At 57.0% G+C, this 26,610-nt stretch carries 38 protein-coding genes; 9 read left to right on the forward strand and 29 right to left on the reverse strand.

Annotation, left to right across the window (positions count from 1 at the left end; genetic code table 11):
* Positions 1 to 128 precede the first annotated feature (128 nt).
* Positions 129 to 1,118, reverse strand: a complete 990-nt coding sequence (locus tag AC1RKH_RS18070) for a GlxA family transcriptional regulator (protein ID WP_493063516.1) — start codon at positions 1,116 to 1,118, stop codon at positions 129 to 131.
* Positions 1,119 to 1,216: 98 nt separating this feature from the next.
* Here AC1RKH_RS18070 and AC1RKH_RS18075 point away from each other — a divergent pair, with 98 nt between their 5' ends.
* The 8 genes from AC1RKH_RS18075 to AC1RKH_RS18110 all read left to right on the forward strand — a co-directional run bounded on the left by AC1RKH_RS18075 (position 1,217) and on the right by AC1RKH_RS18110 (position 7,182).
* On the forward strand, positions 1,217 to 1,771 hold the full coding sequence (locus tag AC1RKH_RS18075) for a cysteine hydrolase family protein (RefSeq protein ID WP_123423444.1): 555 nt from the start codon (positions 1,217 to 1,219) through the stop codon (positions 1,769 to 1,771).
* A gap of 165 nt (positions 1,772 to 1,936) precedes the next feature.
* The gene (locus AC1RKH_RS18080) at positions 1,937 to 2,614 is read left to right on the forward strand and encodes a YjfI family protein (RefSeq protein WP_123423443.1); all 678 of its coding nucleotides are present in this window, start codon (positions 1,937 to 1,939) and stop codon (positions 2,612 to 2,614) included.
* 19 nt (positions 2,615 to 2,633) lie between these two features.
* Complete coding sequence (locus tag AC1RKH_RS18085) at positions 2,634 to 3,335, forward strand: PspA/IM30 family protein (RefSeq protein WP_123423442.1); 702 nt, start codon at positions 2,634 to 2,636, stop codon at positions 3,333 to 3,335.
* A gap of 238 nt (positions 3,336 to 3,573) precedes the next feature.
* Positions 3,574 to 4,158: a rhomboid family intramembrane serine protease gene (locus tag AC1RKH_RS18090; RefSeq protein WP_493063515.1), complete on the forward strand. Its 585-nt coding sequence runs from the start codon at positions 3,574 to 3,576 to the stop codon at positions 4,156 to 4,158.
* 13 nt (positions 4,159 to 4,171) lie between these two features.
* Positions 4,172 to 4,822, forward strand: coding sequence for a DUF2491 family protein (locus AC1RKH_RS18095; protein WP_493063514.1), 651 nt, complete (start codon positions 4,172 to 4,174; stop codon positions 4,820 to 4,822).
* A gap of 13 nt (positions 4,823 to 4,835) precedes the next feature.
* The gene (locus AC1RKH_RS18100; RefSeq protein WP_123423439.1) at positions 4,836 to 5,264 is read left to right on the forward strand and encodes a DUF350 domain-containing protein; all 429 of its coding nucleotides are present in this window, start codon (positions 4,836 to 4,838) and stop codon (positions 5,262 to 5,264) included.
* 19 nt (positions 5,265 to 5,283) lie between these two features.
* A complete protein-coding gene (locus AC1RKH_RS18105) occupies positions 5,284 to 6,012 on the forward strand; it encodes a DUF1190 domain-containing protein (protein WP_123423438.1) in 729 nt (242 codons plus the stop codon).
* A gap of 12 nt (positions 6,013 to 6,024) precedes the next feature.
* Entirely contained in the window at positions 6,025 to 7,182 is a 1,158-nt protein-coding gene (locus AC1RKH_RS18110; RefSeq protein WP_493063513.1) for a glutathionylspermidine synthase family protein, read from the forward strand.
* A gap of 261 nt (positions 7,183 to 7,443) precedes the next feature.
* On the opposite strand, the gene AC1RKH_RS18115 is transcribed toward AC1RKH_RS18110, so the two are convergent.
* Positions 7,444 to 7,965, reverse strand: a complete 522-nt coding sequence (locus AC1RKH_RS18115; RefSeq protein WP_123423436.1) for a single-stranded DNA-binding protein — start codon at positions 7,963 to 7,965, stop codon at positions 7,444 to 7,446.
* A 9-nt stretch (positions 7,966 to 7,974) separates the two neighbouring features.
* Positions 7,975 to 9,372, reverse strand: coding sequence for an MFS transporter (locus AC1RKH_RS18120; protein WP_123423435.1), 1,398 nt, complete (start codon positions 9,370 to 9,372; stop codon positions 7,975 to 7,977).
* Positions 9,373 to 9,565: 193 nt separating this feature from the next.
* On the opposite strand from AC1RKH_RS18120, the gene uvrA reads away from it, so the two are divergent.
* A complete protein-coding gene (gene uvrA, locus AC1RKH_RS18125; RefSeq protein WP_123423434.1) occupies positions 9,566 to 12,400 on the forward strand; it encodes an excinuclease ABC subunit UvrA in 2,835 nt (944 codons plus the stop codon).
* 157 nt (positions 12,401 to 12,557) lie between these two features.
* Here the strand turns inward: uvrA and bfr are convergent, their stop codons facing one another.
* From bfr to rplB, 26 genes are all read right to left on the reverse strand, one after another.
* Positions 12,558 to 13,022, reverse strand: a complete 465-nt coding sequence (gene bfr / locus AC1RKH_RS18130) for a bacterioferritin (RefSeq protein ID WP_123423433.1) — start codon at positions 13,020 to 13,022, stop codon at positions 12,558 to 12,560.
* Between the two features lie 155 nt (positions 13,023 to 13,177).
* The gene (locus tag AC1RKH_RS18135; protein WP_493063512.1) at positions 13,178 to 14,626 is read right to left on the reverse strand and encodes a catalase; all 1,449 of its coding nucleotides are present in this window, start codon (positions 14,624 to 14,626) and stop codon (positions 13,178 to 13,180) included.
* Between the two features lie 228 nt (positions 14,627 to 14,854).
* On the reverse strand, positions 14,855 to 15,241 hold the full coding sequence (rplQ, locus tag AC1RKH_RS18140; RefSeq protein WP_007924175.1) for a 50S ribosomal protein L17: 387 nt from the start codon (positions 15,239 to 15,241) through the stop codon (positions 14,855 to 14,857).
* Positions 15,242 to 15,283: 42 nt separating this feature from the next.
* On the reverse strand, positions 15,284 to 16,285 hold the full coding sequence (locus AC1RKH_RS18145) for a DNA-directed RNA polymerase subunit alpha (protein ID WP_007924176.1): 1,002 nt from the start codon (positions 16,283 to 16,285) through the stop codon (positions 15,284 to 15,286).
* A 22-nt stretch (positions 16,286 to 16,307) separates the two neighbouring features.
* A complete protein-coding gene (gene rpsD / locus AC1RKH_RS18150) occupies positions 16,308 to 16,928 on the reverse strand; it encodes a 30S ribosomal protein S4 (protein WP_003210056.1) in 621 nt (206 codons plus the stop codon).
* Positions 16,929 to 16,946: 18 nt separating this feature from the next.
* On the reverse strand, positions 16,947 to 17,336 hold the full coding sequence (rpsK, locus tag AC1RKH_RS18155) for a 30S ribosomal protein S11 (protein ID WP_002555466.1): 390 nt from the start codon (positions 17,334 to 17,336) through the stop codon (positions 16,947 to 16,949).
* A 30-nt stretch (positions 17,337 to 17,366) separates the two neighbouring features.
* Positions 17,367 to 17,723 carry a 30S ribosomal protein S13 gene (rpsM, locus tag AC1RKH_RS18160; RefSeq protein ID WP_003186020.1) on the reverse strand — a complete coding sequence of 119 codons (357 nt, stop codon included), beginning with the start codon at positions 17,721 to 17,723 and terminating at the stop codon, positions 17,367 to 17,369.
* Positions 17,724 to 17,853: 130 nt separating this feature from the next.
* Entirely contained in the window at positions 17,854 to 17,970 is a 117-nt protein-coding gene (gene rpmJ / locus AC1RKH_RS18165; protein ID WP_002555468.1) for a 50S ribosomal protein L36, read from the reverse strand.
* 24 nt (positions 17,971 to 17,994) lie between these two features.
* Positions 17,995 to 19,323 carry a preprotein translocase subunit SecY gene (secY, locus tag AC1RKH_RS18170; RefSeq protein ID WP_003228718.1) on the reverse strand — a complete coding sequence of 443 codons (1,329 nt, stop codon included), beginning with the start codon at positions 19,321 to 19,323 and terminating at the stop codon, positions 17,995 to 17,997.
* Positions 19,324 to 19,761, reverse strand: a complete 438-nt coding sequence (gene rplO / locus AC1RKH_RS18175; protein ID WP_003228720.1) for a 50S ribosomal protein L15 — start codon at positions 19,759 to 19,761, stop codon at positions 19,324 to 19,326.
* Between the two features lie 3 nt (positions 19,762 to 19,764).
* Positions 19,765 to 19,941, reverse strand: a complete 177-nt coding sequence (gene rpmD / locus AC1RKH_RS18180) for a 50S ribosomal protein L30 (RefSeq protein ID WP_003186033.1) — start codon at positions 19,939 to 19,941, stop codon at positions 19,765 to 19,767.
* Between the two features lie 2 nt (positions 19,942 to 19,943).
* Positions 19,944 to 20,444, reverse strand: coding sequence for a 30S ribosomal protein S5 (rpsE, locus tag AC1RKH_RS18185; RefSeq protein ID WP_003186035.1), 501 nt, complete (start codon positions 20,442 to 20,444; stop codon positions 19,944 to 19,946).
* Positions 20,445 to 20,447: 3 nt separating this feature from the next.
* Positions 20,448 to 20,798: a 50S ribosomal protein L18 gene (gene rplR, locus AC1RKH_RS18190; RefSeq protein WP_003186037.1), complete on the reverse strand. Its 351-nt coding sequence runs from the start codon at positions 20,796 to 20,798 to the stop codon at positions 20,448 to 20,450.
* A 10-nt stretch (positions 20,799 to 20,808) separates the two neighbouring features.
* Entirely contained in the window at positions 20,809 to 21,342 is a 534-nt protein-coding gene (gene rplF, locus AC1RKH_RS18195) for a 50S ribosomal protein L6 (protein WP_007896774.1), read from the reverse strand.
* 12 nt (positions 21,343 to 21,354) lie between these two features.
* Positions 21,355 to 21,747 carry a 30S ribosomal protein S8 gene (gene rpsH, locus AC1RKH_RS18200; protein WP_003186040.1) on the reverse strand — a complete coding sequence of 131 codons (393 nt, stop codon included), beginning with the start codon at positions 21,745 to 21,747 and terminating at the stop codon, positions 21,355 to 21,357.
* Between the two features lie 208 nt (positions 21,748 to 21,955).
* On the reverse strand, positions 21,956 to 22,261 hold the full coding sequence (gene rpsN, locus AC1RKH_RS18205; RefSeq protein ID WP_003176414.1) for a 30S ribosomal protein S14: 306 nt from the start codon (positions 22,259 to 22,261) through the stop codon (positions 21,956 to 21,958).
* A gap of 13 nt (positions 22,262 to 22,274) precedes the next feature.
* Entirely contained in the window at positions 22,275 to 22,814 is a 540-nt protein-coding gene (rplE, locus tag AC1RKH_RS18210) for a 50S ribosomal protein L5 (RefSeq protein ID WP_003210069.1), read from the reverse strand.
* Between the two features lie 20 nt (positions 22,815 to 22,834).
* Entirely contained in the window at positions 22,835 to 23,149 is a 315-nt protein-coding gene (gene rplX, locus AC1RKH_RS18215; protein WP_007896770.1) for a 50S ribosomal protein L24, read from the reverse strand.
* A gap of 11 nt (positions 23,150 to 23,160) precedes the next feature.
* Positions 23,161 to 23,529 (reverse strand): 50S ribosomal protein L14, encoded by a 369-nt coding sequence (gene rplN, locus AC1RKH_RS18220; RefSeq protein ID WP_002555479.1) that lies wholly within the window; start codon positions 23,527 to 23,529, stop codon positions 23,161 to 23,163.
* 23 nt (positions 23,530 to 23,552) lie between these two features.
* Positions 23,553 to 23,819, reverse strand: coding sequence for a 30S ribosomal protein S17 (rpsQ, locus tag AC1RKH_RS18225; RefSeq protein WP_003176419.1), 267 nt, complete (start codon positions 23,817 to 23,819; stop codon positions 23,553 to 23,555).
* A gap of 2 nt (positions 23,820 to 23,821) precedes the next feature.
* Positions 23,822 to 24,013 (reverse strand): 50S ribosomal protein L29, encoded by a 192-nt coding sequence (gene rpmC, locus AC1RKH_RS18230; RefSeq protein ID WP_008030901.1) that lies wholly within the window; start codon positions 24,011 to 24,013, stop codon positions 23,822 to 23,824.
* Positions 24,013 to 24,426, reverse strand: coding sequence for a 50S ribosomal protein L16 (gene rplP / locus AC1RKH_RS18235; protein ID WP_003186052.1), 414 nt, complete (start codon positions 24,424 to 24,426; stop codon positions 24,013 to 24,015). Before rplP ends, rpmC begins: the two co-directional genes overlap by 1 nt.
* Before the next feature lie 12 nt (positions 24,427 to 24,438).
* Positions 24,439 to 25,125, reverse strand: a complete 687-nt coding sequence (gene rpsC / locus AC1RKH_RS18240; RefSeq protein WP_003176422.1) for a 30S ribosomal protein S3 — start codon at positions 25,123 to 25,125, stop codon at positions 24,439 to 24,441.
* A gap of 13 nt (positions 25,126 to 25,138) precedes the next feature.
* Positions 25,139 to 25,471: a 50S ribosomal protein L22 gene (gene rplV / locus AC1RKH_RS18245; protein ID WP_003103908.1), complete on the reverse strand. Its 333-nt coding sequence runs from the start codon at positions 25,469 to 25,471 to the stop codon at positions 25,139 to 25,141.
* Between the two features lie 11 nt (positions 25,472 to 25,482).
* Positions 25,483 to 25,758: a 30S ribosomal protein S19 gene (gene rpsS / locus AC1RKH_RS18250; RefSeq protein ID WP_002555486.1), complete on the reverse strand. Its 276-nt coding sequence runs from the start codon at positions 25,756 to 25,758 to the stop codon at positions 25,483 to 25,485.
* Between the two features lie 16 nt (positions 25,759 to 25,774).
* The gene (rplB, locus tag AC1RKH_RS18255; protein ID WP_003210080.1) at positions 25,775 to 26,599 is read right to left on the reverse strand and encodes a 50S ribosomal protein L2; all 825 of its coding nucleotides are present in this window, start codon (positions 26,597 to 26,599) and stop codon (positions 25,775 to 25,777) included.
* Positions 26,600 to 26,610: the final 11 nt, after the last annotated feature.

Here is a 26,610-nt window from a genome sequence, read left to right on the forward strand (position 1 = left end):
CGCTCTGCGTGGGAATACCTCAATGGACGCTCTGCGTCCGCTTTGTGACGCGGAGCGTCATGGGCTGCATTCCCACGCAGAGCGTGGGAACGATCGAGCAACGCAGGCTGCTACGGGGGCCGTGTTGCTTATACCCGCGCAGGAGCCGTCACCCCAAACCGTGCTCGATAATCACTCGGTGCCAGGCCGGTGATTTTCTTGAACGTGGCGCGAAACGCGCTCGGGTCCGAATACCCGACGTTCCAGGCGATGTGATCGATGGTGCCGTTGGTGAACTCGAGCATTTCCCGGGCCTTGCCGACTCGCAGGTGCTGGCAGTACTCGGTCGGTTTCAAACCGGTCGCGGCTCGAAAGCGCCGCAGGAATGTCCGCTCCTCCAGCCCCGCCTGCTGCGCCATCACGCTCAGCGACACCTCCACCGCCCCGTTGGCTTGCAGCCAGTGCTGAACCTTGAGAATCGCTGCATCGCCATGACTCAGAATCGGCGCGAAGTTACTCCCGCATTCGCTCGCACTGTCACTGTGCTCGATCACCAGAAAACGCGCGGTGCTGGTGGCGATGCTTGGCCCCATCAGACGATCGACCAGGCGCAACCCCAGCTCCGACCAGGCCATCAACCCGGCCGTGGTAATCAGGTCACCGTCGTCAACAATGGGCTTGTCGGCGTTGAGTGTGATCTTCGGGTAACGCTCGACGAATTTTTTCGCCGAGGTCCAGTGAGTGGTGGCGCTGCGACCGTCGAGCAGACCGCTTTCGGCCAACAAAATCGAGCCCACGCACACCCCACCGAGGGTCGCGCCGGCCGCGTGTTGCTGGCGAATCCAGCGAATCAGCGCCGGCGGGGCCTGGTCTTCGGAAAAACCGCCAATCGACGGCGGGATCAACAGCGCGATCAGTGCGCCGTCGGCAACGGGATGACTGTCGTAAATGCGTTGAGGCGCGCGTTCGGCATCGGCCTGCCAGTGGCTGACCCGCAACAATGGCAGCTGCGCGCTCTGGTGCTCGGCGGCGATACGATTCGCCACACCGAACAGATCCGTCAAACCGTGTACCGCCGCCATCTGCGCGCCGGGATAGATCAGCACGCCCAATTCGGCGACTGCGCGTTCTATGCCCATTGTCAGTTTTCCCCCTTCTATTGTCGGTGCGGCCAATCCTCGAACGGCCGGCGAAACCCAATACTTCGTTCCACACCAACCCATCCGAGGAAGCACCCATGGCCAAGCAAGCACTCATCGTAGTCGATATCCAGAATGACTACTTCCCTCAAGGCAAGTGGCCCCTGGTCGGTGCCGATGCAGCTGCCGACAACGCAGCGCGGGTGATCCAGGCCTTCCGTGATGCCGGCGATCAGGTGGTGCATATCCGCCACGAATTCACCTCTGACGCCGCGCCGTTCTTCACGCCGGGTTCGGAGGGCGCGAAGCTGCACCGCAAAGTCCTCAACCGCAGCGATGAGCCAGTGCTGCTCAAACACTTCGTCAACGCGTTCCGTGAAACCGAACTACAGTCGATACTCGACCACCACGGAATCAAAAATCTGGTGATCGTTGGCAGCATGAGCCACATGTGCATCGACGGCGTCACTCGAGCCGCAGCCGACTTTGGCTACAGCGTCACGGTGATCCACGACGCCTGTGCCACCCGTGACCTGGAGTTCAACGGTGTTGTGGTTCCGGCTGCCCATGTACATGCGGCCTTCATGTCGGCCCTGGGTTTTGCCTACGCAACAGTGCTGTCCACCGATGACTTCCTGGCGGCCAGTCACTGAATCTGCCCCCAGCAAAACCCGAAGGCCCGCAGCGCTGACACGCTACGGGCCTTTTTTCGTGATGAAAATCAGTCGATTAAAAATCTCACGCGTGAGTTGTTGAGTGCGCTTGAATTTATCTGTAGTGTTCTCACGCGTGATACAAATAAAAGCGGAGCCACTGCTATGAAACGTCGCTCTCCACCCGCCTCAGACACAACACCCGCGAGCAGCCAGGGAGAGCGCTCGAAACCTTCCGCGAAAAAACCATCGAGCTTCTACATGAAGCAGATGCGCGGAGGACTTAGCGCCGCCGGCTATGTGAAACATGAAACTTGGGTGCTTCCCGAAAACCGGAGCCTGCTCAAGCAAATGGAGAAACAGCTACGCCAGCCGATCCTGGCTGGTTCATTCATGTTGGAGGATTACATGAGCGCAGGTAACAACTGGAACATCGATCGCCTCTTCAGCGCCCTGCAGGCCCTCGATGAGGTGACATCCAATGAAATCACCCCGACGCTGATTCAAGGCTCCGAGCAAAGCATCAAGCTGGAAATGAACGAGTTTGGCGGGCTGCCGATTTACATCGCCGTCGTCGGCGAGCAAATCATTGTCGACACCGTGCTGGTCGATCTCGAATCCATCAAGGATGTGCAGCGCTTCAACGATGCCGTGCTGCGTAGCCGGGAAATGTTCCCGCTGTCGTCGATCGGTATCGAATCCATGCCCAACGGCCAGACCGTCTACAGCATGTTCGGTGCGCTCAGTTCCGAGTCCAGCCTGACCAACGTCGTGACCGAAATCAAAACCCTCGTCGACAACGTTCAGCGCGCCAGCGAAGCCTTCGAAGGCTTCTTCAACTAATTTGCGGGAGTACCGAGTCATGCAAAACCAATCGATCTGGAGCAAGTTGTTCACCGCACTGCGCGGCGGCGCCAGCGAAGCCGGCGAAGCCATCGCCGACCAACAGGCCCTGCGCATCCTCGACCAGGAAATCCGCGACGCCGACAACGCTCTGGCAAACGCCAAGCGCGAACTGGTCACAATCATGGCCAAGCACAAACTCTCGGCCGAGCGCGTGGCGCAGTACAACGCCAAGATCAAGGACCTGGAATCCAAGGCCATGGCCGCGATCCAGGCCAACCGTGAAGACCTGGCACTGGAAGTGGCCGAAGCCATTTCGACCCTGACCAACGAACACGACGCCGAACAGAAACAAACCACCGAGTTCGGCGCCTACGCCGACAAAATGCGCAAGGACATCACCAAGGCCGAAGCCCGCATCAAGAGCCTGCGCCAGCAAGTGGACATGGCCAAGGCCCGTGAAAGCGTACAGAAAGCGCAGGTCAGCGCCTCCATCGCCAGCGGCGGCGCCAACGGCAAGCTGGAAACCGCGGTCAGCACCTTGAATCGCCTGCAAGCCAAGCAGGAACAACGTGCAGCCGAGCTGGAAGCGAGTGACGAACTGGCGGACGCGTCCACCGGTAACGACCTGGAGCGCAAGCTGCGCGAAGCCGGCATCACCCCGGACCAAGGCAGCGCGAACGCGATTCTGGACCGTCTGAAAAAGCAATCGGCCGAGTAACCGATTCACGCATGTACTCAAAAGGAAGGGCACCGGCATGCCTAATGCCGATCAGTTAAGGCACAAACCTGTGGGAGCGAGCCGGCTCCGGGCGGCGTTCCGACGATGACGGCATCACATTCAACATCAACGTTGACTGACCCACCGCTATCGCGAGCAGGCTCGCTCCCACATGGATTTCGCTTAACTGATCGGCATTAACCGGTGCGCCCTTCTTTTTGTTGATTCGAGGACAAGGATGGACAGGGTAACCGGCTTCAAGATCATCGCAGGCTTGGCCATGTTGATGGTCGCGATACACCTGCTGAACATGCTGACAGGCTACAGCCTGACGATGTACGGTCTGGTCCCCCGAACCGCCCACGGCCTCGTCGGAATTGTGACCTCACCGTTTCTGCACGTATCCTTTGCGCACTTGATCGCCAACCTGGTGCCATTCCTGGTGCTGGGAACCCTGGTGATCGCCGAGGGCTTCAAACGCTTTGCGGCGGTCAGCGCAATCATCATTCTGCTCGGCGGCTCGCTGGTCTGGCTGTTTGGTTTCAACGGCGTTCATGTGGGCGCCAGCGCCTGGGTCTTTGGCCTCTGGGCGTACCTTCTGGGACGCGCCTGGTTCCACCGCAGCTGGAGCAACGTGCTGATCGCGGGCATTGTCGCCCTCCTCTACGGCGGTCTGATTTTCGGCTTTATCCCACGCCAGGGCGTTTCAGTCGAAGGGCATATTGGCGGCGCATTCGCCGGCTTTATTGCAGCCAGACTACTTCTCTCTGCGCCACCCGCGTCCAGGGCGGCGAACTCATCTAAATTGCCTCCACCCGCCTGAAGGAAATCACCAAATGGGATGGTTTAAACAGTTGATGGGCCTTGAGGCCCCGCCCCCCAAGGACAGTGCGCCGGTTGCCGGCCCTCTCGGGCTCGGCCAGGGAAAAGCGCTGATATTCGACACCACTCTTAAGCTATTGCTCGACGAAAAAACCAGCGTGGTCATTCCCGGCACCCAGCAGATCTGGAGCGTCGGCACTGTCGACCTCGGCCAGTCGACGTGGCTTTCGCGCTACTACATGGACGACGAAGACTTCTGGCTGCAGGTTCACACCACCGGCGCCATCGCCGGCCAGGTCGAGTCGGTGATCCTGTTCAACTATCAAAGCTACGTCACCCTCAACAGTGAAGCCGAATTGCGCAGGCTCGCGGGGCCGGACAGCCTGATCGGCCTGCCGACCTACACCCATGACGGCGTCGAATACACCCGTGAATGGGGCACCGAGGCCGGGCAGACCGAGCTGGTGGCCTTCACTGAGCAGGTCAGTAATCCGGATCAGTCCTACGTCGTGGAACATCGTTCGATGCTCTACGCCCGCGAGACCGGCCTGACCGATCGCCGCGAATTCCTGCTGTTCTCGGTGGAAGAGGACGCCGAAGGCAGCATCAGCCTGAGCACCTCTTTGGGCATCTCGCTGTACACCACCGACCTCACTACTCTTTAAAAAGGAACAGCCCATGCTAGAAGCACTCTCCGTCTCGCTGAACAAAGCCGCCGTCCTGGGATTTGTTTCGTACATCATCGGTGCCGCCCTGCTGTTCGCGATTTTCCAGTTCGTCTACACCCGCATCACGCCGCACAAAGAGTTCGAACTGATTCGCTCCGGCAACACCGCGGCCGCCATCGCCCTGTCCGGCGCCATCATCGGTTTCGCGATCCCGGCGAGCAATGTGATTGCCTACTCGGTCAGCCTGCTGGACTTCGCCGTGTGGGCGCTGATTGCCGCCGTGGTGCAACTGCTGGCATTCCTGATGACCAGCCTGGTGCTCAAAGGCACCTCCGAGCGCATCCGTAACGGTGAAATCGCCGCAGCGATCTACGTCGCAGCTGTCGCCATCAGCGTTGGCCTGCTCAATGCCGCGTGCATGACCCCTTCCCAGAACTGACTGCGACACGGAGACGTCGATGAAACGAAGCAAGTACGTTCAACTGTCCCTGGCAGCATCGGTCGCCATCGCGATATCAGGTTGCGGGCCGACAGAAAAAACCTACGCAGTGAATCAAAAGTTCAACTTTCAATCCGTGCAGCAGTGCGTGGATCAAAAGTTTCCGGTGAATGTCTGCTCCGATGCCTACATGACCGCCATCGCCGAACACCGTCGCCTCGCGCCGCTGTACGACAGCCAGGCCGATTGCGACGCCGACTTTGTCGCCGACTGGTGCCAGCAGGACTCCACCGGCAAGTTCATTCCGAAGCTCGGCGGCTTCGAGTTGGCAGCCAATGGCCAGGTCACGCAGACCCAACTGGACGCCGCCAACGCACAACTGCCCGCCTCCGCAGCGAGCTCTGGCGGTTCAGGAGGAATGGTAAACGGTCTACTGGCCGGCATGCTGATCAGCAACATGTTGAACAGCAACCGGGGCAGCTACTCCTCCGAACCGGTTTACCGCTACCGCGATTCACGCGGTGACTTCTCATCCTCGACGCTCAGCCAGCGCATCGCCACGGGCTCGAGCTTCACCAGATCGGACCAGGCGAAATACGGCAACGGCTACAACAGCTCCACGTTCAAGTCGAGCAGCTCCAAGCCCATCTCGGTGGCGTCGTCCACATCCCGGGGCGGATTTGGTAGCCAGGCCAGCGCCCGCAGCGGCTGGGGTGGCTCGAGCAGTTTCGGTCGATCGAGCAGCTAAGGAGCGAGCGCCATGAAGAAAATCCTCTGCCAGGAACGTCACGACTGGAAGCAGACCGCCGAAAACCTCGGCTTCATGTTTCACACCATCGACGACGAACCCTACTGGGACGAGAGCGCGTATTACCAATTCACGCTCAAGCAGATCGAGAACGATCTCGAAGACCCCACCACCGAGATCCATGAGATGTGCATGGACCTGGTCGAGCGGGTGGTGCAGAGCGAAGAACTGCTGGAACGCCTGAGCATTCCGGCGCCCTTCTTCGACATGATTCGTACGTCATGGCGCGAAGGCCATCCACACCTTTACGGTCGCCTGGACTTCTCCTACAACGGCACCGGCCCCGCCAAATTGCTGGAACTCAACTACGACACGCCCACCAGCCTGTACGAGGCGTCGGCGTTTCAGTGGGGCTGGCTGGAGCAATGCATCGAGCGCGGCTTGCTGCCCAGCCATGCCGATCAGTTCAACAGCATCGACACCAAGCTGCATCAGGCCTTTGCGCAATTGCAGATCAAGCAGCCTTTCTACTTCGCCTCGATGAAAGCCTCGATCGAAGACAAGGGCACCACCGACTACTTGCGACTGATCGCCGAAAAAGTCGGGATCGAGTCACGCCACATCGATATCGAAGACATCGGCCTCAACAGCGAAGGACGCTTCGTCGACCTCGAAGAGCGCTGGATCCCTCACCTGTTCAAACTGCACGCCTGGGAATTCATTTTCCACGAGCCGTTTGGTGAAGCCATCGCCGCAAGTGACACGCAGTTTTTCGAGCCTGCCTGGAAATCGATCATCTCGAACAAAGGCATCCTGCCCCTGCTGTGGGAATTCAACAAAGGGCACCCGAACCTGCTCGCCAGCCATCTGGACCCCGAGCCCGGCAAAGCGCTGCCGAAAGGCTGGGTGCGCAAGCCGTTCTTCTCCCGCGAAGGCGCCAACATCGAACTGCACACCCTGGATGGACAAGTCGTGAAGGAAGACGGGCCGTACACCGATGCACCGTTCATCCTTCAGGAGTTCGCCCCGCTGCCGAAGTTCGGTGACAGCTACACGCTGATCGGCTCCTGGGTGATTGGCGATCAGGCCGCCGGCATCGGCGTGCGCGAGGACAACAGCCTGATCACCAAAGATTCAAGCCGCTTCCTGCCGCATCTGATACTCGACTGAAAACGTTGCCCGTCAGGCTAATGCCAGTCAGTTAAGCGCAATCCATGTGGGAGCGAGCCTGCTCGCGATAGCGGTGGGTCAGTCAACATTGATGTTGAATGTTATGCCGTCATCGCGAGCAGGCTCGCTCCCACAGGTTTGTGCCTTAACTGACTGGCATTGGCCCGGCAGGCTGCTTTGTTCTCCCGAACAACTCCCACAAAAAAAGGCCCATCGCATCAAGCGACGGGCCTTTTTATTTAGAGCGGATGCAGCGACAAATCAGAACGGAATATCGTCATCAAAGCTGTCGAAATCCGGAGCCGGTTGCGGTGCGGCTTGCTGTGGTGCCGGAGCCGAACGCTGTTGCGGAGCCGACTGCTGCGGACGCGGGGCCTGCTGACGCGGAGCGGGTTGCTGGTAGTTGTTACCGCCGCCCTGGCCTTGTTGGTCGCCCTGTGGACGGCCGCCCAGCAGTTGCATGGTGCCTTGCATGTCGACCACGATTTCAGTGGTGTAACGCTTGATACCGTCTTTTTCCCACTCGCGGGTTTGCAGCTTGCCTTCGATGTAGACCTGCGAACCTTTACGCAGATATTCGCCGGCGATTTCCGCAACCTTGCCGAACATCGATACACGGTGCCATTCGGTCTTTTCGACTTTCTGACCGGTTTGCTTGTCGGTCCATTGTTCGCTGGTCGCCAGACTCAGGTTGGTCACGGCATTACCGTTAGGCAAGTAGCGAACTTCGGGATCCTGGCCGCAAGTGCCGACCAATATGACTTTGTTAACCCCACGGGCCATAACGTTCTCCTAGGCTTCGCACGCTGTCGGGGCCGGGTTGTTGACCAGGCTCTCGAGGGTCGTGCGATCCAATAGTTCGGTGTCCAATTTGATGTAAATGGCCGCTTCATCAGCAACCACCACTGCATCTGTTACCCCAACGACGGCCAGCAGGCGCTCGACCAGACCAGCCTCGCGGATCGCTTCAGGCGATAACGGCAAGCGCAGGCTCGTCACATAGGGAGGTTCACGCATGGTAACAGCAAAGGCCAACCAGAGGGCAGCCAGTCCTGCGCATCCAAGGAACACAACCGACAAACCGCCGTGCTGGAACATCCAGCCACCCATGATCCCGCCCAGTGCCGAACCGAGGAACTGACTGGTGGAATAAACCCCCATCGCCGTGCCTTTGCCGCCTGCCGGTGAAACCTTGCTGATCAGCGACGGCAACGAAGCTTCGAGCAGATTGAACGCGGTGAAGAACACCACCGTACCAATCACCAGCGCCCGCAAGCTGTCGCCGAACTGCCAGAAGAATAGCTCAGTGAGCATCAGCGTACTGACCGCACCGAGTAAAACTCGTTTCATTTTGCGTTTTTTCTCGCCGTAGATAATGAACGGGATCATGGCGAAGAACGAAATCAGCAGCGCGGTCAGGTACACCCACCAGTGCTGCTCCTTGGGCAGCCCGGCTTTCTCGACCAGCGCCAACGGCAACGCGACGAAGCTCGACATCAACATCGCGTGCAACACAAAAATCCCCAGGTCCAGACGCAGCAGGTCGGGATGTTTGAGCGTCGGGATCAGCGCCTGACGGGCAACGCCGGATTCGCGGTGCTGCAACGGACCGGTAGAGTGCGGCACCATGAACATCACAATCACTATGCCGAACAACGCCATACCGCCAGTGGCGAGGAACAGTCCGGACAGACCAAAGGCGCGGGTCAGCAATGGTCCGACCACCATGGCCACGGCGAACGACAGACCGATGGTCATGCCGATCATTGCCATGGCTTTGGTGCGGTGCTGTTCGCGGGTCAGGTCTGACAGCAAAGCCATGACCGCCGCCGAAATCGCCCCAGCGCCTTGCAGGATTCGTCCGGCGATCACGCCCCAGATCGAATCGGCATTGGCGGCCAAAACGCTACCGAGCGCGAAGACGATCAGCCCCAGGTAAATCACCGGGCGGCGGCCGATACGGTCGGAAATGATCCCGAACGGAATCTGAAAAATCGCCTGAGTCAGGCCGTAAGCGCCGATCGCCAGACCGATGAGGGCCGGGGTCGCTCCTGCGAGATCCATTCCATAGGTCGCCAATACCGGCAACACCATAAACATGCCAAGCATACGGAAGGCGAACACCAGGGCCAGACCGCTTGCTGCGCGGGTCTCGCCACCACTCATGCGTTCGCTGTGGGGATCGTGCATGGAATAACCTCATGTGAACCGGCGGCGATTCTACCAGTCCCATCGGTTGACGGGGTATAGGGCGACGCTTTGTCGCGAGCCTGCCTCGCGCACTTGTCAGGCGCCGTTCAGCAAGCGTCATTTGATAGTGTGCATCCATCCAGTATTTGCCCGTATACTCCTACGTTTTCGACGCCCGCCAAGCGAGGCCACCTTGGACAAGATCCTGATTCGTGGGGCTCGAACCCACAACCTGAAGAACATCGACCTGACCCTGCCGCGGGACAAACTGATCGTCATCACCGGCTTGTCCGGGTCCGGCAAGTCTTCCCTGGCATTCGACACCCTGTACGCCGAGGGTCAGCGACGCTATGTCGAATCGCTGTCGGCCTACGCCCGGCAGTTCCTGTCGATGATGGAAAAACCTGACGTCGACACCATCGAAGGTCTGTCGCCAGCGATCTCCATCGAACAGAAGTCGACCTCGCACAACCCGCGCTCGACGGTCGGCACCATCACCGAAATCTACGACTATCTGCGCCTGCTTTACGCTCGCGTGGGTATTCCGCGCTGCCCGGATCACGACATTCCGCTGGAAGCGCAGACCGTCAGCCAGATGGTCGACCTGGTCCTCGCCGAGCCTGAAGGCAGCAAGTTGATGCTGCTGGCGCCGGTGATCCGCGAGCGCAAGGGCGAACACCTTTCGGTCTTCGAAGAACTGCGCGCCCAGGGCTTTGTCCGGGCTCGGGTCAACGGCAAGCTCTTCGAACTGGACGAGTTGCCGAAGCTGGATAAACAGAAGAAACACTCGATCGATGTCGTGGTCGACCGCTTCAAGGTCCGCGCCGACCTGCAACAGCGGCTGGCCGAGTCGTTCGAGACTGCGCTGAAGCTGGCAGACGGGATTGCCCTGGTCGCGCCGATGGACGACGAGCCGGGCGAAGAAATGATCTTTTCCGCACGCTTCGCCTGCCCGATCTGCGGCCACGCGATCAGCGAGCTGGAACCCAAGCTGTTCTCCTTCAACAACCCGGCCGGCGCCTGCCCGACCTGCGACGGTTTGGGGGTTAAACAGTTCTTCGACATCAAGCGTCTGGTCAATGGCGAACTGACCCTGGCCGAGGGTGCGATTCGCGGCTGGGACAGGCGTAATGTCTATTACTTCCAGATGCTTGGTTCACTGGCTTCGCATTACGGCTTCAGCCTGGAAGTGCCGTTCAACCAGCTGCCGGCCGACCAGCAGAAAGTCATCCTGCACGGCAGCGGCACGCAGAACGTCGACTTCAAGTACCTGAACGACCGTGGCGATATCGTCAAACGCTCACACCCGTTCGAAGGCATCGTGCCGAACCTGGACCGTCGCTATCGCGAAACCGAGTCCGCTTCGGTACGCGAAGAACTGGCCAAGTTCCTCAGCACCCAGCCTTGCCCGGATTGCCGCGGCACTCGCCTGCGTCGTGAAGCGCGGCATGTGTGGGTTGGTGAAAAAACACTGCCAGCGGTGACCAACCTGCCGATTGGCGATGCGTCCGATTACTTCGGCACGCTGAAACTGACCGGTCGACGCGGCGAAATTGCCGACAAGATTCTCAAGGAAATCCGTGAGCGTTTGCAGTTCCTGGTCAACGTCGGCCTCGACTACCTGTCGCTGGACCGCAGCGCCGACACGCTGTCTGGCGGTGAAGCACAACGTATTCGTCTGGCCAGCCAGATCGGCGCCGGTCTGGTAGGCGTGTTGTACATCCTCGACGAACCGTCGATTGGCTTGCACCAGCGTGACAACGATCGACTGCTGGGGACGCTCAAGCACCTGCGGGATATCGGCAACACGGTGATCGTGGTCGAGCACGACGAAGATGCGATTCGTCTGGCCGACTACGTAGTGGACATCGGCCCGGGTGCCGGTGTACACGGCGGACATATCGTCGCCGAAGGCACACCCGCCGAGGTCATGGCGCACCCTGATTCGCTGACCGGCAAATACCTGTCCGGCCGCGTGAAGATCGAAGTCCCGGCCAAACGTACGCCGCGCAATAAGAAGCTCTCGCTGTCGCTCAAAGGCGCTCGGGGCAACAACTTGCGCGATGTCGATCTGGACATTCCGATTGGCTTACTGACCTGCGTGACCGGCGTGTCCGGTTCGGGCAAGTCGACGCTGATCAACAACACCCTATTCCCGCTCAGCGCCACCGCACTGAACGGTGCGACCACCCTGGAAGCCGCAGCCCACGACAGCATCAAGGGCCTTGAGCACCTGGACAAAGTCGTCGATATCGACCAAAGCCCGATCGGCCGTACGCCGCGCTCCAACCCGGCGACCTACACCGGGTTGTTCACACCGATTCGCGAACTGTTTGCCGGCGTGCCGGAATCCCGCTCACGCGGCTACGGTCCGGGGCGTTTCTCCTTCAACGTCAAGGGCGGACGCTGCGAGGCCTGCCAGGGCGACGGCCTGATCAAGGTAGAAATGCACTTCCTGCCGGACATCTATGTCCCGTGCGACGTCTGCAAGAGCAAGCGCTACAACCGCGAAACCCTGGAGATCAAGTACAAGGGCAAGAGCATCCACGAAACCCTGGAAATGACCATCGAAGAAGCGCGAGTGTTCTTCGATGCGGTTCCGGCCCTGGCGCGCAAGCTTCAGACGTTGATGGATGTTGGCCTGTCGTACATCAAGCTGGGGCAATCGGCGACCACCCTGTCGGGCGGTGAAGCGCAACGGGTCAAGCTATCCCGCGAGCTGTCCAAGCGCGATACCGGCAAAACCCTGTACATCCTCGATGAGCCGACCACCGGCTTGCACTTCGCAGATATTCAGCAACTGCTCGATGTACTCCACCGCCTGCGCGATCACGGCAACACTGTCGTGGTAATCGAGCACAACCTGGATGTGATCAAGACTGCTGACTGGCTGGTGGACCTTGGGCCGGAAGGCGGTTCCAAGGGCGGACAAATCATTGCCGTGGGTACGCCGGAAGAAGTCGCCGAGATGAAACAGTCGTATACCGGTTACTACCTCAAGCCGCTGCTGGAGCGCGACCGGGCTTAACGTCGGGGCATAAAAAAGCCCCGGTCACTTCATCAGTGACCGGGGCTTTTTGCTTTTGTGGGAGCGAGCTTGCTCGCGATAGCGGTGTAATAGTCGACATCGATGTCGAATGTTATGGCCTCATCGCGAGCAAGCTCACTCCCACACTCAATCGCCGTTAGAACTGCGATTGCAGGTAGTTTTCCAGACCGACCAGCTTGATCAGACCCAACTGCTTCTCCAGCCAGTAAGTGTGATCTTCTTCGGTGTCGGCCAGTTGAACCCGCAGGATCTCGCGGCTGACGTAGTCCTTATGCAGCTCGCAGAGCTCGATGCCCTTGCAAAGCGCGGCACGGACCTTGTACTCCAGTCGCAAGTCGGCAGCGAGCATCTCAGGCACCGTGGTGCCGATGTCCAGATCGTCTGGACGCATACGTGGCGTGCCTTCGAGCATGAGGATCCGACGCATCAGCGCATCAGCGTGCTGGGCTTCTTCTTCCATCTCGTGATTGATGCGCTCGTAGAGCTCGGTAAAGCCCCAGTCCTCATACATCCGCGAATGGATGAAATATTGATCACGTGCTGCCAGTTCGCCCGTGAGCAACGTGTTGAGGTAATCGATTACGTCTGGGTGGCCTTGCATCGCCCTACATCTCCCTGCTTGAAAGGCTGTAGTTTGAACCAAGCCGACCGATTGGTCACTCGAATAGCGCGATAAAATCGAAGATATTCTGAGAAAAGTGGTTCAAATAACGCAAAAACCGCCCAAATGAGGGCGGTTCTGCTTATCGTTTAGACTTAGTTAAGCTGTACACCCAAGGCCTTTGCAATGCCTTCTCCGTAAGCAGCATCTGCCTTGTAGAAGTGCTGCAACTGACGCTGAACCACATCGCTTGAAACGCCCGACATTGCACCGGCAATGTTGTTGATCAGCAGGGCTTTCTGCTCATCGTTCATCAAGCGGAACAACGCACCGGCATGACTGTAGTAATCAGTATCTTCACGGTGATCGTAACGATCGGCCGCGCCTCTCAGGGCCAGTGCTGGCTCTGCGTATTGTGGAGCTTGCTTCGGCGCACCGGCGTAGCTGTTAGGCTCGTAGTTCGGTGTACTGCCACCGTTGCTGCCAAATGCCATGGAGCCGTCGCGCTGATAGCTGTTGACCGGGCTACGTGGCGCATTCACCGGCAATTGCTGGTGATTGGTACCAACACGGTAGCGATGCGCATCAGCGTAGGCGAATACCCGACCTTGCAGCATACGGTCCGGCGACAGACCTACACCCGGCACCATGTTGCTTGGACCAAACGCCGCCTGCTCGACTTCAGCAAAGTAGTTCTGCGGGTTGCGATTGAGCTCAAGCTCACCCACCTCGATCAACGGGAACTCTTTCTGCGACCAGGTTTTGGTCACATCGAACGGGTTCTCGTAATGCACCGCGGCCTGGGCCTCGCTCATGATCTGAATGCACACGCGCCATTTCGGGAAGTCACCGCGCTCGATCGCACCGAACAAGTCGCGTTGAGCGTAATCAGGATCAGTACCGGCCAGGCGTGCAGCCTCTGCCGGCGCAAGATTCTTGATGCCTTGTTTGGTCTTGTAGTGCCACTTCACCCAGTGACGCTCGCCTTTGGCGTTGATCAGGCTGTAGGTGTGGCTGCCGAAGCCGTGCATATGACGGTAGCCGTCAGGGATACCGCGATCGGAAAACAGAATGGTGACCTGGTGCAGCGCCTCAGGCGAATGCGACCAGAAGTCCCACATCATCTGCGCGCTTTTCAGGTTGCTTTGCGGCAGACGTTTTTGGGTGTGGATAAAGTCCGGGAACTTCAGCGGATCACGAATGAAGAACACTGGCGTGTTGTTGCCAACGATGTCCCAGTTGCCTTCTTCGGTGTAGAACTTCAACGCAAAACCACGCGGGTCGCGCTCGGTATCTGCCGAACCGCGCTCACCGCCGACAGTGGAGAAACGCAAAAAGGTCGGGGTTTGCTTGCCAACGGATTCAAACAGCTTGGCGCTGGTGTACTGGGTAATGTCGCGGGTCACGGTGAACGTACCGTAAGCACCCGAGCCCTTGGCATGTACACGGCGCTCCGGGATGTTTTCACGGTTGAAGTGGGCAAGCTTCTCGATCAGGTGAAAGTCGTCGAGCAACAGCGGGCCACGAGGGCCGGCGGAACGGGAATTCTGGTTGTCGGCGACGGGCGCGCCACTGGCGGTAGTAAGCGTTTTACTCTGGCTCATGCTCAATCTTCCTCTTCCGTCTTGGAAACTGCCGGCTAATCGGCTGGGAGGGAGTATTGACCATGAGCATGGCACCATCAAATTCATTAAATTATCGGGATCGATAGAAATTAACTAATGATCAGCCCTTGCAGACAGTAAGGGTATCGGCATAACGCTTCAGTGCACTTTTCTTGCAGGCACAAAAAACCGGGCACTAGGCCCGGTTCTTCGTTTCAGACTGACGTCTTACTCAGCGGATACAGCTTCACCGCCGACAGCACGATCAACCAACTCGACGTACGCCATAGGCGCGTTGTCGCCAGCGCGGAAACCGCACTTGAGGATGCGCAGGTAGCCACCCTCACGGGTAGCGTAACGCTTGCCCAGGTCGTTGAAGAGCTTACCAACGATAGCTTTCGAACGAGTACGGTCGAAAGCCAGACGGCGGTTAGCCAGGCTGTCTGTCTTGGCCAAAGTGATCAGCGGCTCAGCAACGCGACGCAGTTCTTTAGCTTTTGGCAGTGTAGTTTTGATCAGCTCGTGCTCGAACAGCGACACCGCCATGTTTTGAAACATGGCCTTGCGGTGCGAGCTGGTGCGGCTCAGGTGACGACCACTTTTACGATGACGCATGGTTCATTCCTTACCAAACACAACGTTCGGTGATTACGACGATCAGGCAGTCGCCTTGTCGTCCTTCTTAAGACTTGCAGGCGGCCAGTTGTCGAGGCGCATGCCGAGGGACAGACCGCGGGAGGCCAGAACGTCCTTGATTTCAGTCAAGGATTTCTTGCCAAGGTTCGGAGTCTTCAACAGTTCTACTTCGGTACGCTGAATCAGGTCACCGATGTAGTAAATGTTTTCCGCCTTAAGGCAGTTAGCCGAACGTACAGTCAGTTCCAGATCGTCAACCGGGCGAAGCAGGATCGGATCGATCTCGTCTTCTTGCTCGATTACCACTGGCTCGCTGTCACCTTTGAGGTCGACGAACGCAGCCAACTGCTGTTGCAGAATGGTTGCAGCGCGGCGGATAGCCTCTTCAGGATCCAGAGTACCGTTGGTTTCCAGATCAATAACCAGCTTGTCCAGGTTAGTACGCTGCTCGACACGGGCGTTTTCCACCACGTATGCGATACGGCGAACCGGGCTGAACGAAGAGTCAAGCTGCAAGCGACCAATGCTGCGGCTTTCGTCTTCATCGCTCTGACGCGAGTCGGCCGGTTCATAACCACGACCACGAGCTACTACTAGCTTCATGTTCAGGGCGCCGTTAGACGCCAGGTTAGCGATTACGTGATCGGGATTAACGATCTCGACATCATGATCCAGCTGAATATCGGCAGCGGTAACCACCCCCGAACCCTTCTTCGACAAGGTCAGCGTAACTTCGTCACGGCCGTGCAGCTTGATAGCCAGACCTTTAAGGTTCAACAGGATTTCAATTACGTCTTCCTGTACACCTTCGATGGCGCTGTACTCGTGGAGCACACCGTCAATCTCGGCCTCGACTACTGCACAGCCGGGCATTGAGGACAACAGGATGCGGCGCAGCGCGTTGCCCAGGGTGTGGCCAAAACCACGCTCGAGAGGCTCGAGAGTGATCTTGGCGCGGGTTGGACTGACAACCTGCACATCAATATGGCGGGGTGTCAGGAACTCATTTACCGAAATCTGCATGGATGCACCTATTTTCTAGCCCTTACTTGGAGTAGAGCTCGACAATCAGGCTTTCGTTGATGTCGGCGGACAGATCACTGCGAGCTGGAACGTTCTTGAAAACGCCCGACTTCTTCTCAGTGTCTACTTCTACCCATTCTACGCGGCCACGTTGGGCACACAGATCGAGAGCTTGGACAATGCGAAGTTGGTTCTTTGCTTTCTCGCGAATCGCGACCACGTCACCAGCACGAACCTGGTAGGACGGAACGTTTACGGTCTGACCGTTAACGCTGACGGATTTGTGCGATACCAGCTGACGGGATTCGGCACGAGTCGAACCAAAGCCCATACGGTATACAACGTTGTCCAGACGGCATTCGAGCAGCTGCAACAGGTTTTCGCCAGTTGCGCCTTTCTTGCCAGCAGCTTCTTTGTAGTAGCCGCTGAATTGACGCTCGAGAACGCCGTAGATACGACGGACCTTCTGCTTTTCACGCAGTTGGGTGCCGTAATCGGACTGGCGACCGCGGCGTTGGCCGTGGATACCAGGTGCTGCTTCAATGTTGCACTTCGATTCGATCGCGCGCACGCCGCTCTTCAGGAAGAGATCGGTGCCTTCGCGACGAGCGAGTTTGCATTTTGGACCAATGTAACGAGCCATTCTTTACAATCTCCTGGATTACACGCGGCGCTTCTTCGGCGGACGGCACCCGTTGTGCGGGATTGGCGTCACGTCGGTGATGCTGGCGATCTTATAGCCACAGCCGTTCAAAGCACGGACAGCGGACTCACGACCTGGACCTGGACCTTTGACGTTAACGTCGAGGTTTTTCAGGCCATATTCCAGCGCAGCTTGACCAGCACGTTCAGCAGCTACTTGAGCAGCAAACGGGGTGGACTTGCGGGAACCGCGGAAACCCGAACCACCGGAGGTAGCCCAGGAAAGAGCGTTACCTTGACGGTCGGTGATGGTCACGATTGTGTTGTTAAAAGACGCGTGGATGTGGGCGATGCCATCAACCACTGTCTTTTTGACTTTTTTACGAGGACGAGCAGCAGGTTTTGCCATGATTAAATTCCTGTCGATTCGCTGGGGCGATTACTTGCGGATCGGCTTACGCGGACCTTTACGGGTACGCGCGTTGGTCTTGGTACGCTGACCGCGTACTGGCAGACCACGACGATGACGCAGACCGCGATAGCAACCGAGGTCCATCAAGCGCTTGATTTTCATGTTGATTTCGCGACGCAGGTCACCTTCAGTGGTGAACTTCGCCACTTCGCCACGCAGCTGTTCAATCTGCTCGTCGCTCAGATCCTTGATCTTTGCGGCTGGGTTTACCCCAGTCACTGCACAGATCTTCTGTGCAGTTGTGCGACCAACACCATAGATGTAGGTCAGCGAGATAACAGTATGCTTGTTATCTGGAATGTTGACGCCTGCAATACGGGCCATTCAGTGGGACTCCAATTGACAGCTACCTACGCCCCGGAAGCCAAGAAATAGGGCGCGAGATAATATCGCTGTAATAACAAATAATCAACCCAGCAGCGCACTAGCTGCTGGGCTTGAAGCACAATCACACTCAGCCTTGGCGCTGTTTGTGACGCGGTTCCGCGCTGCAAATTACTCGAACAACACCTTCGCGGCGAATAATCTTGCAGTTACGGCACAGCTTTTTCACCGATGCACGAACTTTCATCACCAACTCCTCGAACCTTATGGGTCAGCGCAGCATGCCGCTGCCGTAACCCTTCAGGTTGGCTTTCTTCATCAGGGATTCGTACTGGTGCGAAACGAGGTGCGATTGTACTTGGGACATGAAGTCCATCACAACCACGACCACGATCAGCAACGAGGTCCCGCCAAGGTAGAACGGAACGTTTGCTGCAACCACCAGGAACTGGGGCAACAAGCACACGGCCGTCATATAAAGAGCACCGAACATGGTCAAGCGAGTCAGAACGCCATCAATATAGCGCGCAGACTGCTCACCTGGACGGATACCCGGAATAAAGGCACCGGACTTCTTCAGGTTTTCCGCTACGTCTTTCGGATTGAACATCAACGCCGTATAGAAGAAGCAGAAGAAAATAATCCCTGCACTAAACAGCAGAATATTCAACGGCTGACCAGGAGCGATCGACTGCGAGATGTCCTGCAACCAGCCCATACCTTCAGACTGACCAAACCAGGCACCCAACGAAGCCGGGAACAGCAAAATGCTGCTCGCGAAAATAGCCGGAATAACACCGGCCATGTTCACTTTCAGCGGCAAGTGGCTAGTCTGCGCAGCAAACACCTTGCGGCCCTGCTGACGCTTGGCGTAGTGAACAGCAATACGACGCTGACCACGCTCAATGAACACCACGAAACCGATAATCGCTACTGCCAGCAAACCGATGGCAACCAGGGCGAAGATGTTGATATCACCCTGACGCGCAGACTCGAAAGACTGCCCGATTGCTCTCGGAAGACCGGCGACGATACCCGAAAAAATCAACATCGAGATACCGTTGCCAACACCACGCTCAGTAATCTGCTCACCCAGCCACATCATGAACATCGCACCAGCCACAAAAGTGGATACCGCGACGAAATGGAAGCCAAAGTCACCAGTGAACGCAACGCCCTGCCCCGCCAGGCCAATGGACATGCCAATAGCCTGAACGAGAGCGAGAACGACAGTGCCGTAGCGGGTGTACTGGCTGATCTTGCGACGGCCAGCTTCACCTTCCTTCTTCAACTGCTCCAGCTGCGGGCTGACGGCTGTCATCAGCTGCATGATGATCGATGCCGAAATGTACGGCATGATCCCCAGTGCAAAGATGCTCATCCGCTCCAGCGCGCCGCCGGAAAACATGTTGAACAAGCTAAGAATGGTCCCCTCATTCTGTCGAAACAGGTCTGCGAGTCGGTCCGGATTGATACCTGGAACCGGGATGTGTGCGCCTATTCGGTAGACGATAATCGCCAGGAACAGAAAACGCAGACGAGCCCAGAGTTCAGACATACCGCCTTTGCCGAGCGCAGAGAGAGCACCTTGCTTAGCCATTTATTCCTCGAACTTGCCGCCAGCTGCTTCGATAGCCGCACGCGCACCTTTGGTGGCGCCGATTCCCTTTCCGATGGTGACAGCGCGAGTAACTTCGCCGGACAGCATGATTTTCACACGCTGAACGTTGACGTTAATTACGTTGGCATCTTTCAGGGACTGCACGGTGACGATGTCGCCTTCCACTTTAGCCAGCTCGGACAGACGCACTTCTGCGCGATCCATGGCTTTCAGGGAAACGAAACCGAACTTCGGCAGGCGACGATGCAGCGGCTGTTGACCGCCTTCAAAGCCTGGAGCAATGGTGCCACCGGAGCGGGAGGTTTGACCTTTGTGACCACGGCCACCAGTCTTACCCAAACCACTACCGATACCACGGCCCGGACGATGCTTTTCGCGACGGGAACCCGGCGCTGGACTCAGATCATTGAGTTTCATCGATTAACCCTCGACACGCAGCATGTAGTAAGCCTTGTTGATCATCCCGCGATTCTCGGGAGTATCCAGCACTTCTACAGTGTGACCGATGCGACGCAGACCCAGACCCTTAACGCACAGTTTGTGGTTAGGGATGCGGCCGGTCATGCTTTTGATCAGCGTTACTTTAACGGTAGCCATGATCAGAAGATCTCCTTGACGCTTTTGCCGCGCTTGGCGGCAATGGATTCAGGAGACTGCATAGCTTTCAAACCTTTGAAAGTGGCGTGAACCACGTTTACCGGGTTAGTCGAGCCGTAGCACTTGGCCAGAACGTTCTGAACGCCAGCAACTTCGAGGACAGCACGCATAGCGCCGCCAGCGATGATACCGGTACCTTCAGAAGCAGGCTGCATGTACACCTTCGAAGCGCCATGGGCGGACTTCATTGCGTACTGCAGAGTGGTGCCGTTCAGATCAACTTGGATCATGTTGCGGCGAGCAGCTTCCATTGCCTTCTGGATCGCAGCAGGCACTTCACGCGACTTGCCACGGCCGAAGCCAACGCGCCCTTTACCATCACCAACCACGGTCAACGCGGTGAAAGTGAAGATACGGCCGCCTTTAACGGTTTTGGCTACGCGGTTAACTTGAACCAGCTTCTCGATGTAGCCTTCGTCGCGCTTTTGGTCGTTATTTGACATAACTTAGAACTCCAGCCCAGCTTCACGAGCAGCATCAGCCAGCGCCTTGACGCGACCGTGGTACTTGAAGCCAGAGCGGTCGAAAGCCACCTGCGAGACGCCAGCGGCTTTAGCACGCGTAGCGACCAGCTGGCCAACCTTAGTGGCCGCGTCGATGTTGCCAGTGGCGCCATCACGCAGTTCTTTATCCAAAGTCGAGGCACTTGCCAGGACTTTGTTGCCGTCGGCCGAAATGACCTGGGCGTAGATGTGCTGCGACGAACGGAACACGCAGAGACGCACGACTTCGAGTTCGTGCATTTTCAGGCGTGCTTTGCGAGCGCGACGCAGTCGAGTAACTTTTTTGTCGGTCATTTGCTATGCCCTACTTCTTCTTGGCTTCTTTACGACGGACGACTTCGTCCGCGTAGCGCACACCTTTACCTTTGTAAGGCTCTGGTGGACGGAAGTCGCGGATCTCGGCGGCCACTTGACCTACCAGCTGCTTATCGATACCCCGAATCAGGATGTCGGTCTGGCTAGGAGTCTCAGCGGTGATGCCTTCCGGCAGTTCGTAATCCACTGGGTGCGAGAAGCCAAGAGCCAGGTTCAGCACTGTGCCTTTTGCTTGCGCTTTGTAACCAACACCGACCAGCTGGAGCTTGCGCTCGAAGCCTTGGCTTACGCCTTGGACCATGTTGTTTACCAACGCACGAGTGGTACCAGCCATTGCGCGAGTTTGTTGATCGCCATTGCGAGCAGCGAAACGCAGCTCACCAGCTTCTTCAACGATCTCAACGGACGAATGGATGTTCAGTTCAAGAGTGCCCTTGGCACCCTTCACCGAAAGCTGTTGGCCTGCGAATTTAACTTCGACACCGGCTGGCAGCTTAACGGGGTTCTTAGCGACGCGAGACATGCTTATCCCCCCTTAGAACACAGTGCAAAGAACTTCGCCGCCGACACCGGCAGCGCGCGCAGCACGATCCGTCATCACACCTTTGTTGGTGGAGACGATAGACACACCGAGACCGCCACGAACTTTTGGCAGATCATCGACGGACTTGTACTGACGCAGGCCTGGACGGCTAACGCGCTTCACTTCCTCGATGACCGGACGGCCTTCGAAGTACTTCAGCTCGATGGACAGCAGTGGTTTGATTTCGCTGCTGATCTGATAACCCGCGATGTAACCTTCGTCCTTCAGGACTTTAGCTACAGCCACCTTCAACGTGGAAGACGGCATGCTTACGACGGACTTTTCAGCCATCTGGGCATTACGGATTCGAGTTAGCATGTCCGCTAACGGGTCCTGCATACTCATGGGCTAGACGCTCCTAATACAAAAAAATAAGCCTTGCGGCTACTACCTTCGCCGAGAAACTCCGCACGAAAAAAGCACGGGCTCAGGCGAGCCGGGTATTCTAGACACACCCCACAAATGAATCAAGCCCCAATAGGGGCTTGATTCAAGTTCAAGGTCACCGGTGGTCAGGATCTTGCGACCCCGAGCACCGAGACTTTGATAGTGCTTACCAGCTGGCTTTAACCAGACCAGGTACGTCACCACGCATTGCCGCTTCACGCAGTTTGTTACGGCCGAGGCCGAACTTGCGGTAAACGCCGTGTGGACGACCGGTCAGGCGGCAGCGGTTACGCATGCGCGAAGCGCTTGCGTCACGTGGCTGCTTCTGCAGAGCTACTGTAGCTTCCCAACGCGCTTCTGGACTTGCGTTCAGATCAACGATGATAGCTTTCAGTGCTGCACGCTTTTTGGCGTACTTGGCAACCGTGAGCTGACGCTTCAGCTCGCGGTTTTTCATGCTCATCTTGGCCATTTTCCTACTCCAATCAGTTGCGGAACGGGAATTTGAAAGCACGCAGCAATGCGCGACCTTCGTCATCGTTCTTGGCAGTGGTGGTCAGGGTAATGTCCAGACCGCGGAGAGCATCGATCTTGTCGTAATCGATTTCCGGGAAAATGATCTGCTCTTTTACGCCCATGCTGTAGTTACCACGACCATCGAAGGACTTGGCATTCAGGCCGCGGAAGTCGCGAACCCGAGGCAGGGAGATCGACAGCAGACGATCCAGGAACTCGTACATACGCTCACGGCGCAGGGTCACTTTGACGCCGATCGGCCAACCTTCACGGACTTTAAAGCCAGCGATGGATTTCCGAGCGTAGGTCACAACGACTTTCTGGCCGGTGATCTTTTCCAGGTCAGCAACAGCGTGCTCGATGACTTTTTTGTCGCCGATCGCTTCGCCCAGACCCATGTTCAGGGTGATTTTGGTAACGCGCGGAACTTCCATCACGTTCGAAAGCTTAAGTTCTTCCTTAAGTTTCGGTGCGATTTCCTTCCGGTAAATCTCTTTTAGTCGTGCCATGGTCTTCTACCTAGCAGTGTTCAAGCATCAACCGCTTTTTGGGTCGACTTGAAGACACGAATTTTCTTGCCGTCTTCTACTTTGAAACCAACGCGGTCAGCCTTGTTGGTTTCGCCGTTGAAAATGGCGACGTTGGAAGCGTGCAGTGGCGCTTCTTTTTCGACGATACCGCCTTGTACGCCCGACATCGGGTTAGGCTTGGTATGACGCTTAACCAGGTTCAGACCACCAACGACCAAACGGTCGTCAGCGAGAACCTTAAGCACCTTACCGCGCTTACCTTTGTCTTTGCCGGCGATCACGATGATCTCGTCGTCACGACGAATCTTTTGCATGTCGGATCTCCTTACAGCACTTCTGGGGCGAGCGAGACGATCTTCATGAACTTCTCAGTACGAAGTTCACGGGTCACTGGCCCAAAGATACGGGTGCCGATCGGCTCTTGCTTGTTGTTCAGAAGAACAGCAGCGTTGCCATCAAAGCGGATAATGGAGCCATCAGCACGGCGAACGCCGTGACGAGTGCGGACTACAACAGCAGTCATCACTTGGCCTTTTTTCACTTTACCGCGAGGAATTGCTTCCTTGACGGTAACTTTGATGATGTCACCGATACCAGCGTAACGACGATGGGAGCCACCCAGCACCTTGATGCACATAACACGGCGAGCGCCGCTGTTATCGGCCACATCGAGCATGGATTGAGTCTGAATCATATAATTTCTCCGACCCCTAGTCCTTAGACTTCCACAGCGCGTTCGAGAACATCAACCAGTGCCCAAGACTTGGTCTTGGCCAAAGGACGAGTTTCACGAATAGTGACTTTGTCGCCGATGTGGCACTGATTGGTTTCGTCGTGCGCGTGCAGCTTAGTCGAACGCTTAACGTATTTACCGTAGATCGGGTGCTTTACGCGACGCTCGATCAGAACGGTGATGGTCTTGTCCATTTTGTCGCTGACAACACGGCCAGTCAGCGTACGGACGGTTTTTTCGGCTTCAGCCATGATTACTTACCTGCCTGCTGTTTGAGCACAGTCTTCACGCGAGCGATGTCACGCTTAACTTGCCGGAGCAGGTGAGACTGCCCCAACTGGCCAGTTGCTTTCTGCATACGCAGATTGAACTGGTCGCGCAGCAGGCCGAGCAGTTGCTCGTTTAGCTGCGGCGCGTCTTTTTCACGAAGTTCATTCGCTTTCATCACATCACCGTCCGTTTAACAAAGGAGGTGGCGAGCGGCAGCTTTGCAGCAGCCAGGGCGAAAGCCTCACGCGCCAGCTCTTCAGAAACGCCCTCGATTTCATACAGGACTTTGCCTGGCTGAATCTGGGCAACCCAGTATTCCACGTTACCCTTACCTTTACCCATCCGAACTTCGAGTGGCTTTTTGGTTACAGGCTTGTCCGGGAACACACGGATCCAGATCTTGCCGCCACGTTTTACGTGACGGGTCAGAGCACGACGCGCTGACTCGATCTGACGAGCGGTGAGACGACCACGAGCAACAGACTTCAGCGCGAACTCGCCGAAGCTGACTTTGCTACCGCGCAATGCCAGACCACGGTTGTGGCCAGTCATCTGCTTGCGGAACTTCGTACGCTTTGGTTGCAACATTTGGCGTACCCCTTACTTAGCAGCTTTTTTACGAGGCGCTGGTGCTTGTGGTTTCAGCTCTTCTTGGCGACCACCAATTACTTCGCCTTTGAAGATCCAAACCTTTACACCGATCACACCATAAGTGGTGTGAGCTTCGTAGTTGGCATAGTCGATGTCGGCACGCAGGGTGTGCAGTGGCACACGACCTTCGCGATACCATTCAGTACGTGCGATTTCAGCACCGCCGAGACGACCGCTCACTTGGATTTTGATGCCTTTGGCACCAATGCGCATGGCGTTCTGAACAGCGCGCTTCATAGCGCGACGGAACATTACGCGACGCTCCAGCTGCTGAGCTACGCTCTGCGCAACCAGCATACCGTCGAGTTCCGGCTTACGGATCTCTTCGATATTGATGTGCACAGGCACACCCATTTGCTTGGTCAGGTCCTGACGCAGTTTCTCAACATCTTCACCTTTCTTCCCGATAACGATACCTGGACGAGCGGTGTGGATGGTGATACGTGCAGTTTGGGCCGGACGATGGATATCGATACGGCTTACGGACGCGCTTTTTAGTTTGTCTTGGAGATACTCACGCACCTTCAGATCAGCGAACAAATAGTCCGCATAAGTCCGACCGTCTGCGTACCAGACGGAGGTGTGCTCCTTGACGATTCCCAGGCGAATGCCAATGGGATGTACTTTCTGACCCATCTCTTCGACTCCGTTACTTGTCAGCAACCTTGACAGTGATATGGCAAGACCGCTTGACGATGCGATCAGCACGGCCTTTGGCACGTGGCATGATGCGCTTCAGCGAACGCCCTTCGTTGACGAAAACGGTGCTGACTTTAAGGTCATCAACGTCTGCGCCTTCGTTATGCTCGGCGTTGGCTACGGCCGACTCCAGCACTTTCTTCATGATCTCGGCGGCTTTCTTACTGCTGAAAGCCAACAGGTTGAGCGCTTCGCCCACCTTCTTCCCGCGGATCTGGTCGGCGACCAAGCGGGCTTTCTGGGCGGAGATTCGAGCGCCCGACAACTTAGCGGCTACTTCCATTTCCTAACCCCTTAACGCTTGGCTTTCTTGTCAGCCACGTGCCCGCGATATGTGCGGGTACCGGCGAACTCGCCCAGTTTGTGGCCGACCATGTCTTCGTTAACGAGAACTGGGACGTGTTGACGACCGTTGTGTACTGCGATGGTCAGACCGACCATTTGTGGCAGGATCATCGAACGGCGCGACCAGGTTTTAACTGGTTTGCGATCGTTCTTTTCCGCCGCCACTTCGATCTTCTTCAGTAGGTGAAGATCGATAAAAGGACCTTTTTTCAGAGAACGTGGCACTGTCGTATCCCTCTATTTACTTGCGACGACGGACGATCATTTTGTCGGTACGCTTATTACCACGAGTCTTCGCGCCCTTAGTCGGGAAGCCCCATGGCGATACCGGATGACGACCACCAGAGGTACGACCTTCACCACCACCATGTGGGTGGTCAACCGGGTTCATGGCAACACCACGAACGGTTGGGCGAACGCCACGCCAGCGTTTGGCACCAGCTTTACCCAGCGAACGCAGGCTGTGCTCGGAGTTCGAGACTTCACCCAGGGTCGCGCGGCATTCAGCCAGCACTTTACGCATCTCACCAGAACGCAGACGCAGGGTCACGTAGACACCTTCACGAGCGATCAGCTGAGCCGAAGCACCAGCGGAACGAGCGATTTGCGCGCCTTTACCTGGCTTCAATTCGATGCCGTGTACGGTGCTACCAACTGGAATGTTACGCAGTTGCAGAGCGTTGCCCGGCTTGATCGGTGCCAGAGCACCTGCGATCAGCTGGTCGCCAGCACTCACGCCTTTAGGGGCGATGATGTAGCGACGCTCGCCATCTGCGTACAGCAGCAGAGCGATGTGAGCAGTACGGTTTGGATCGTATTCAATACGCTCGACAGTGGCAGCGATGCCATCTTTGTCGTTGCGACGGAAATCGACCAGACGATAATGCTGCTTATGGCCACCACCGATGTGACGAGTGGTAATACGACCATTGTTGTTACGACCACCAGTCTTCGATTTTTTCTCGAGCAGCGGTGCGTGAGGAGCGCCTTTATGCAGCTCCTGGTTGACCACCTTGACCACAAAACGGCGGCCAGGGGAAGTCGGTTTGCATTTAACGATTGCCATGATGCACCCCT

Source organism: Pseudomonas sp. GW822-FHT06B12, assembly GCF_058799675.1.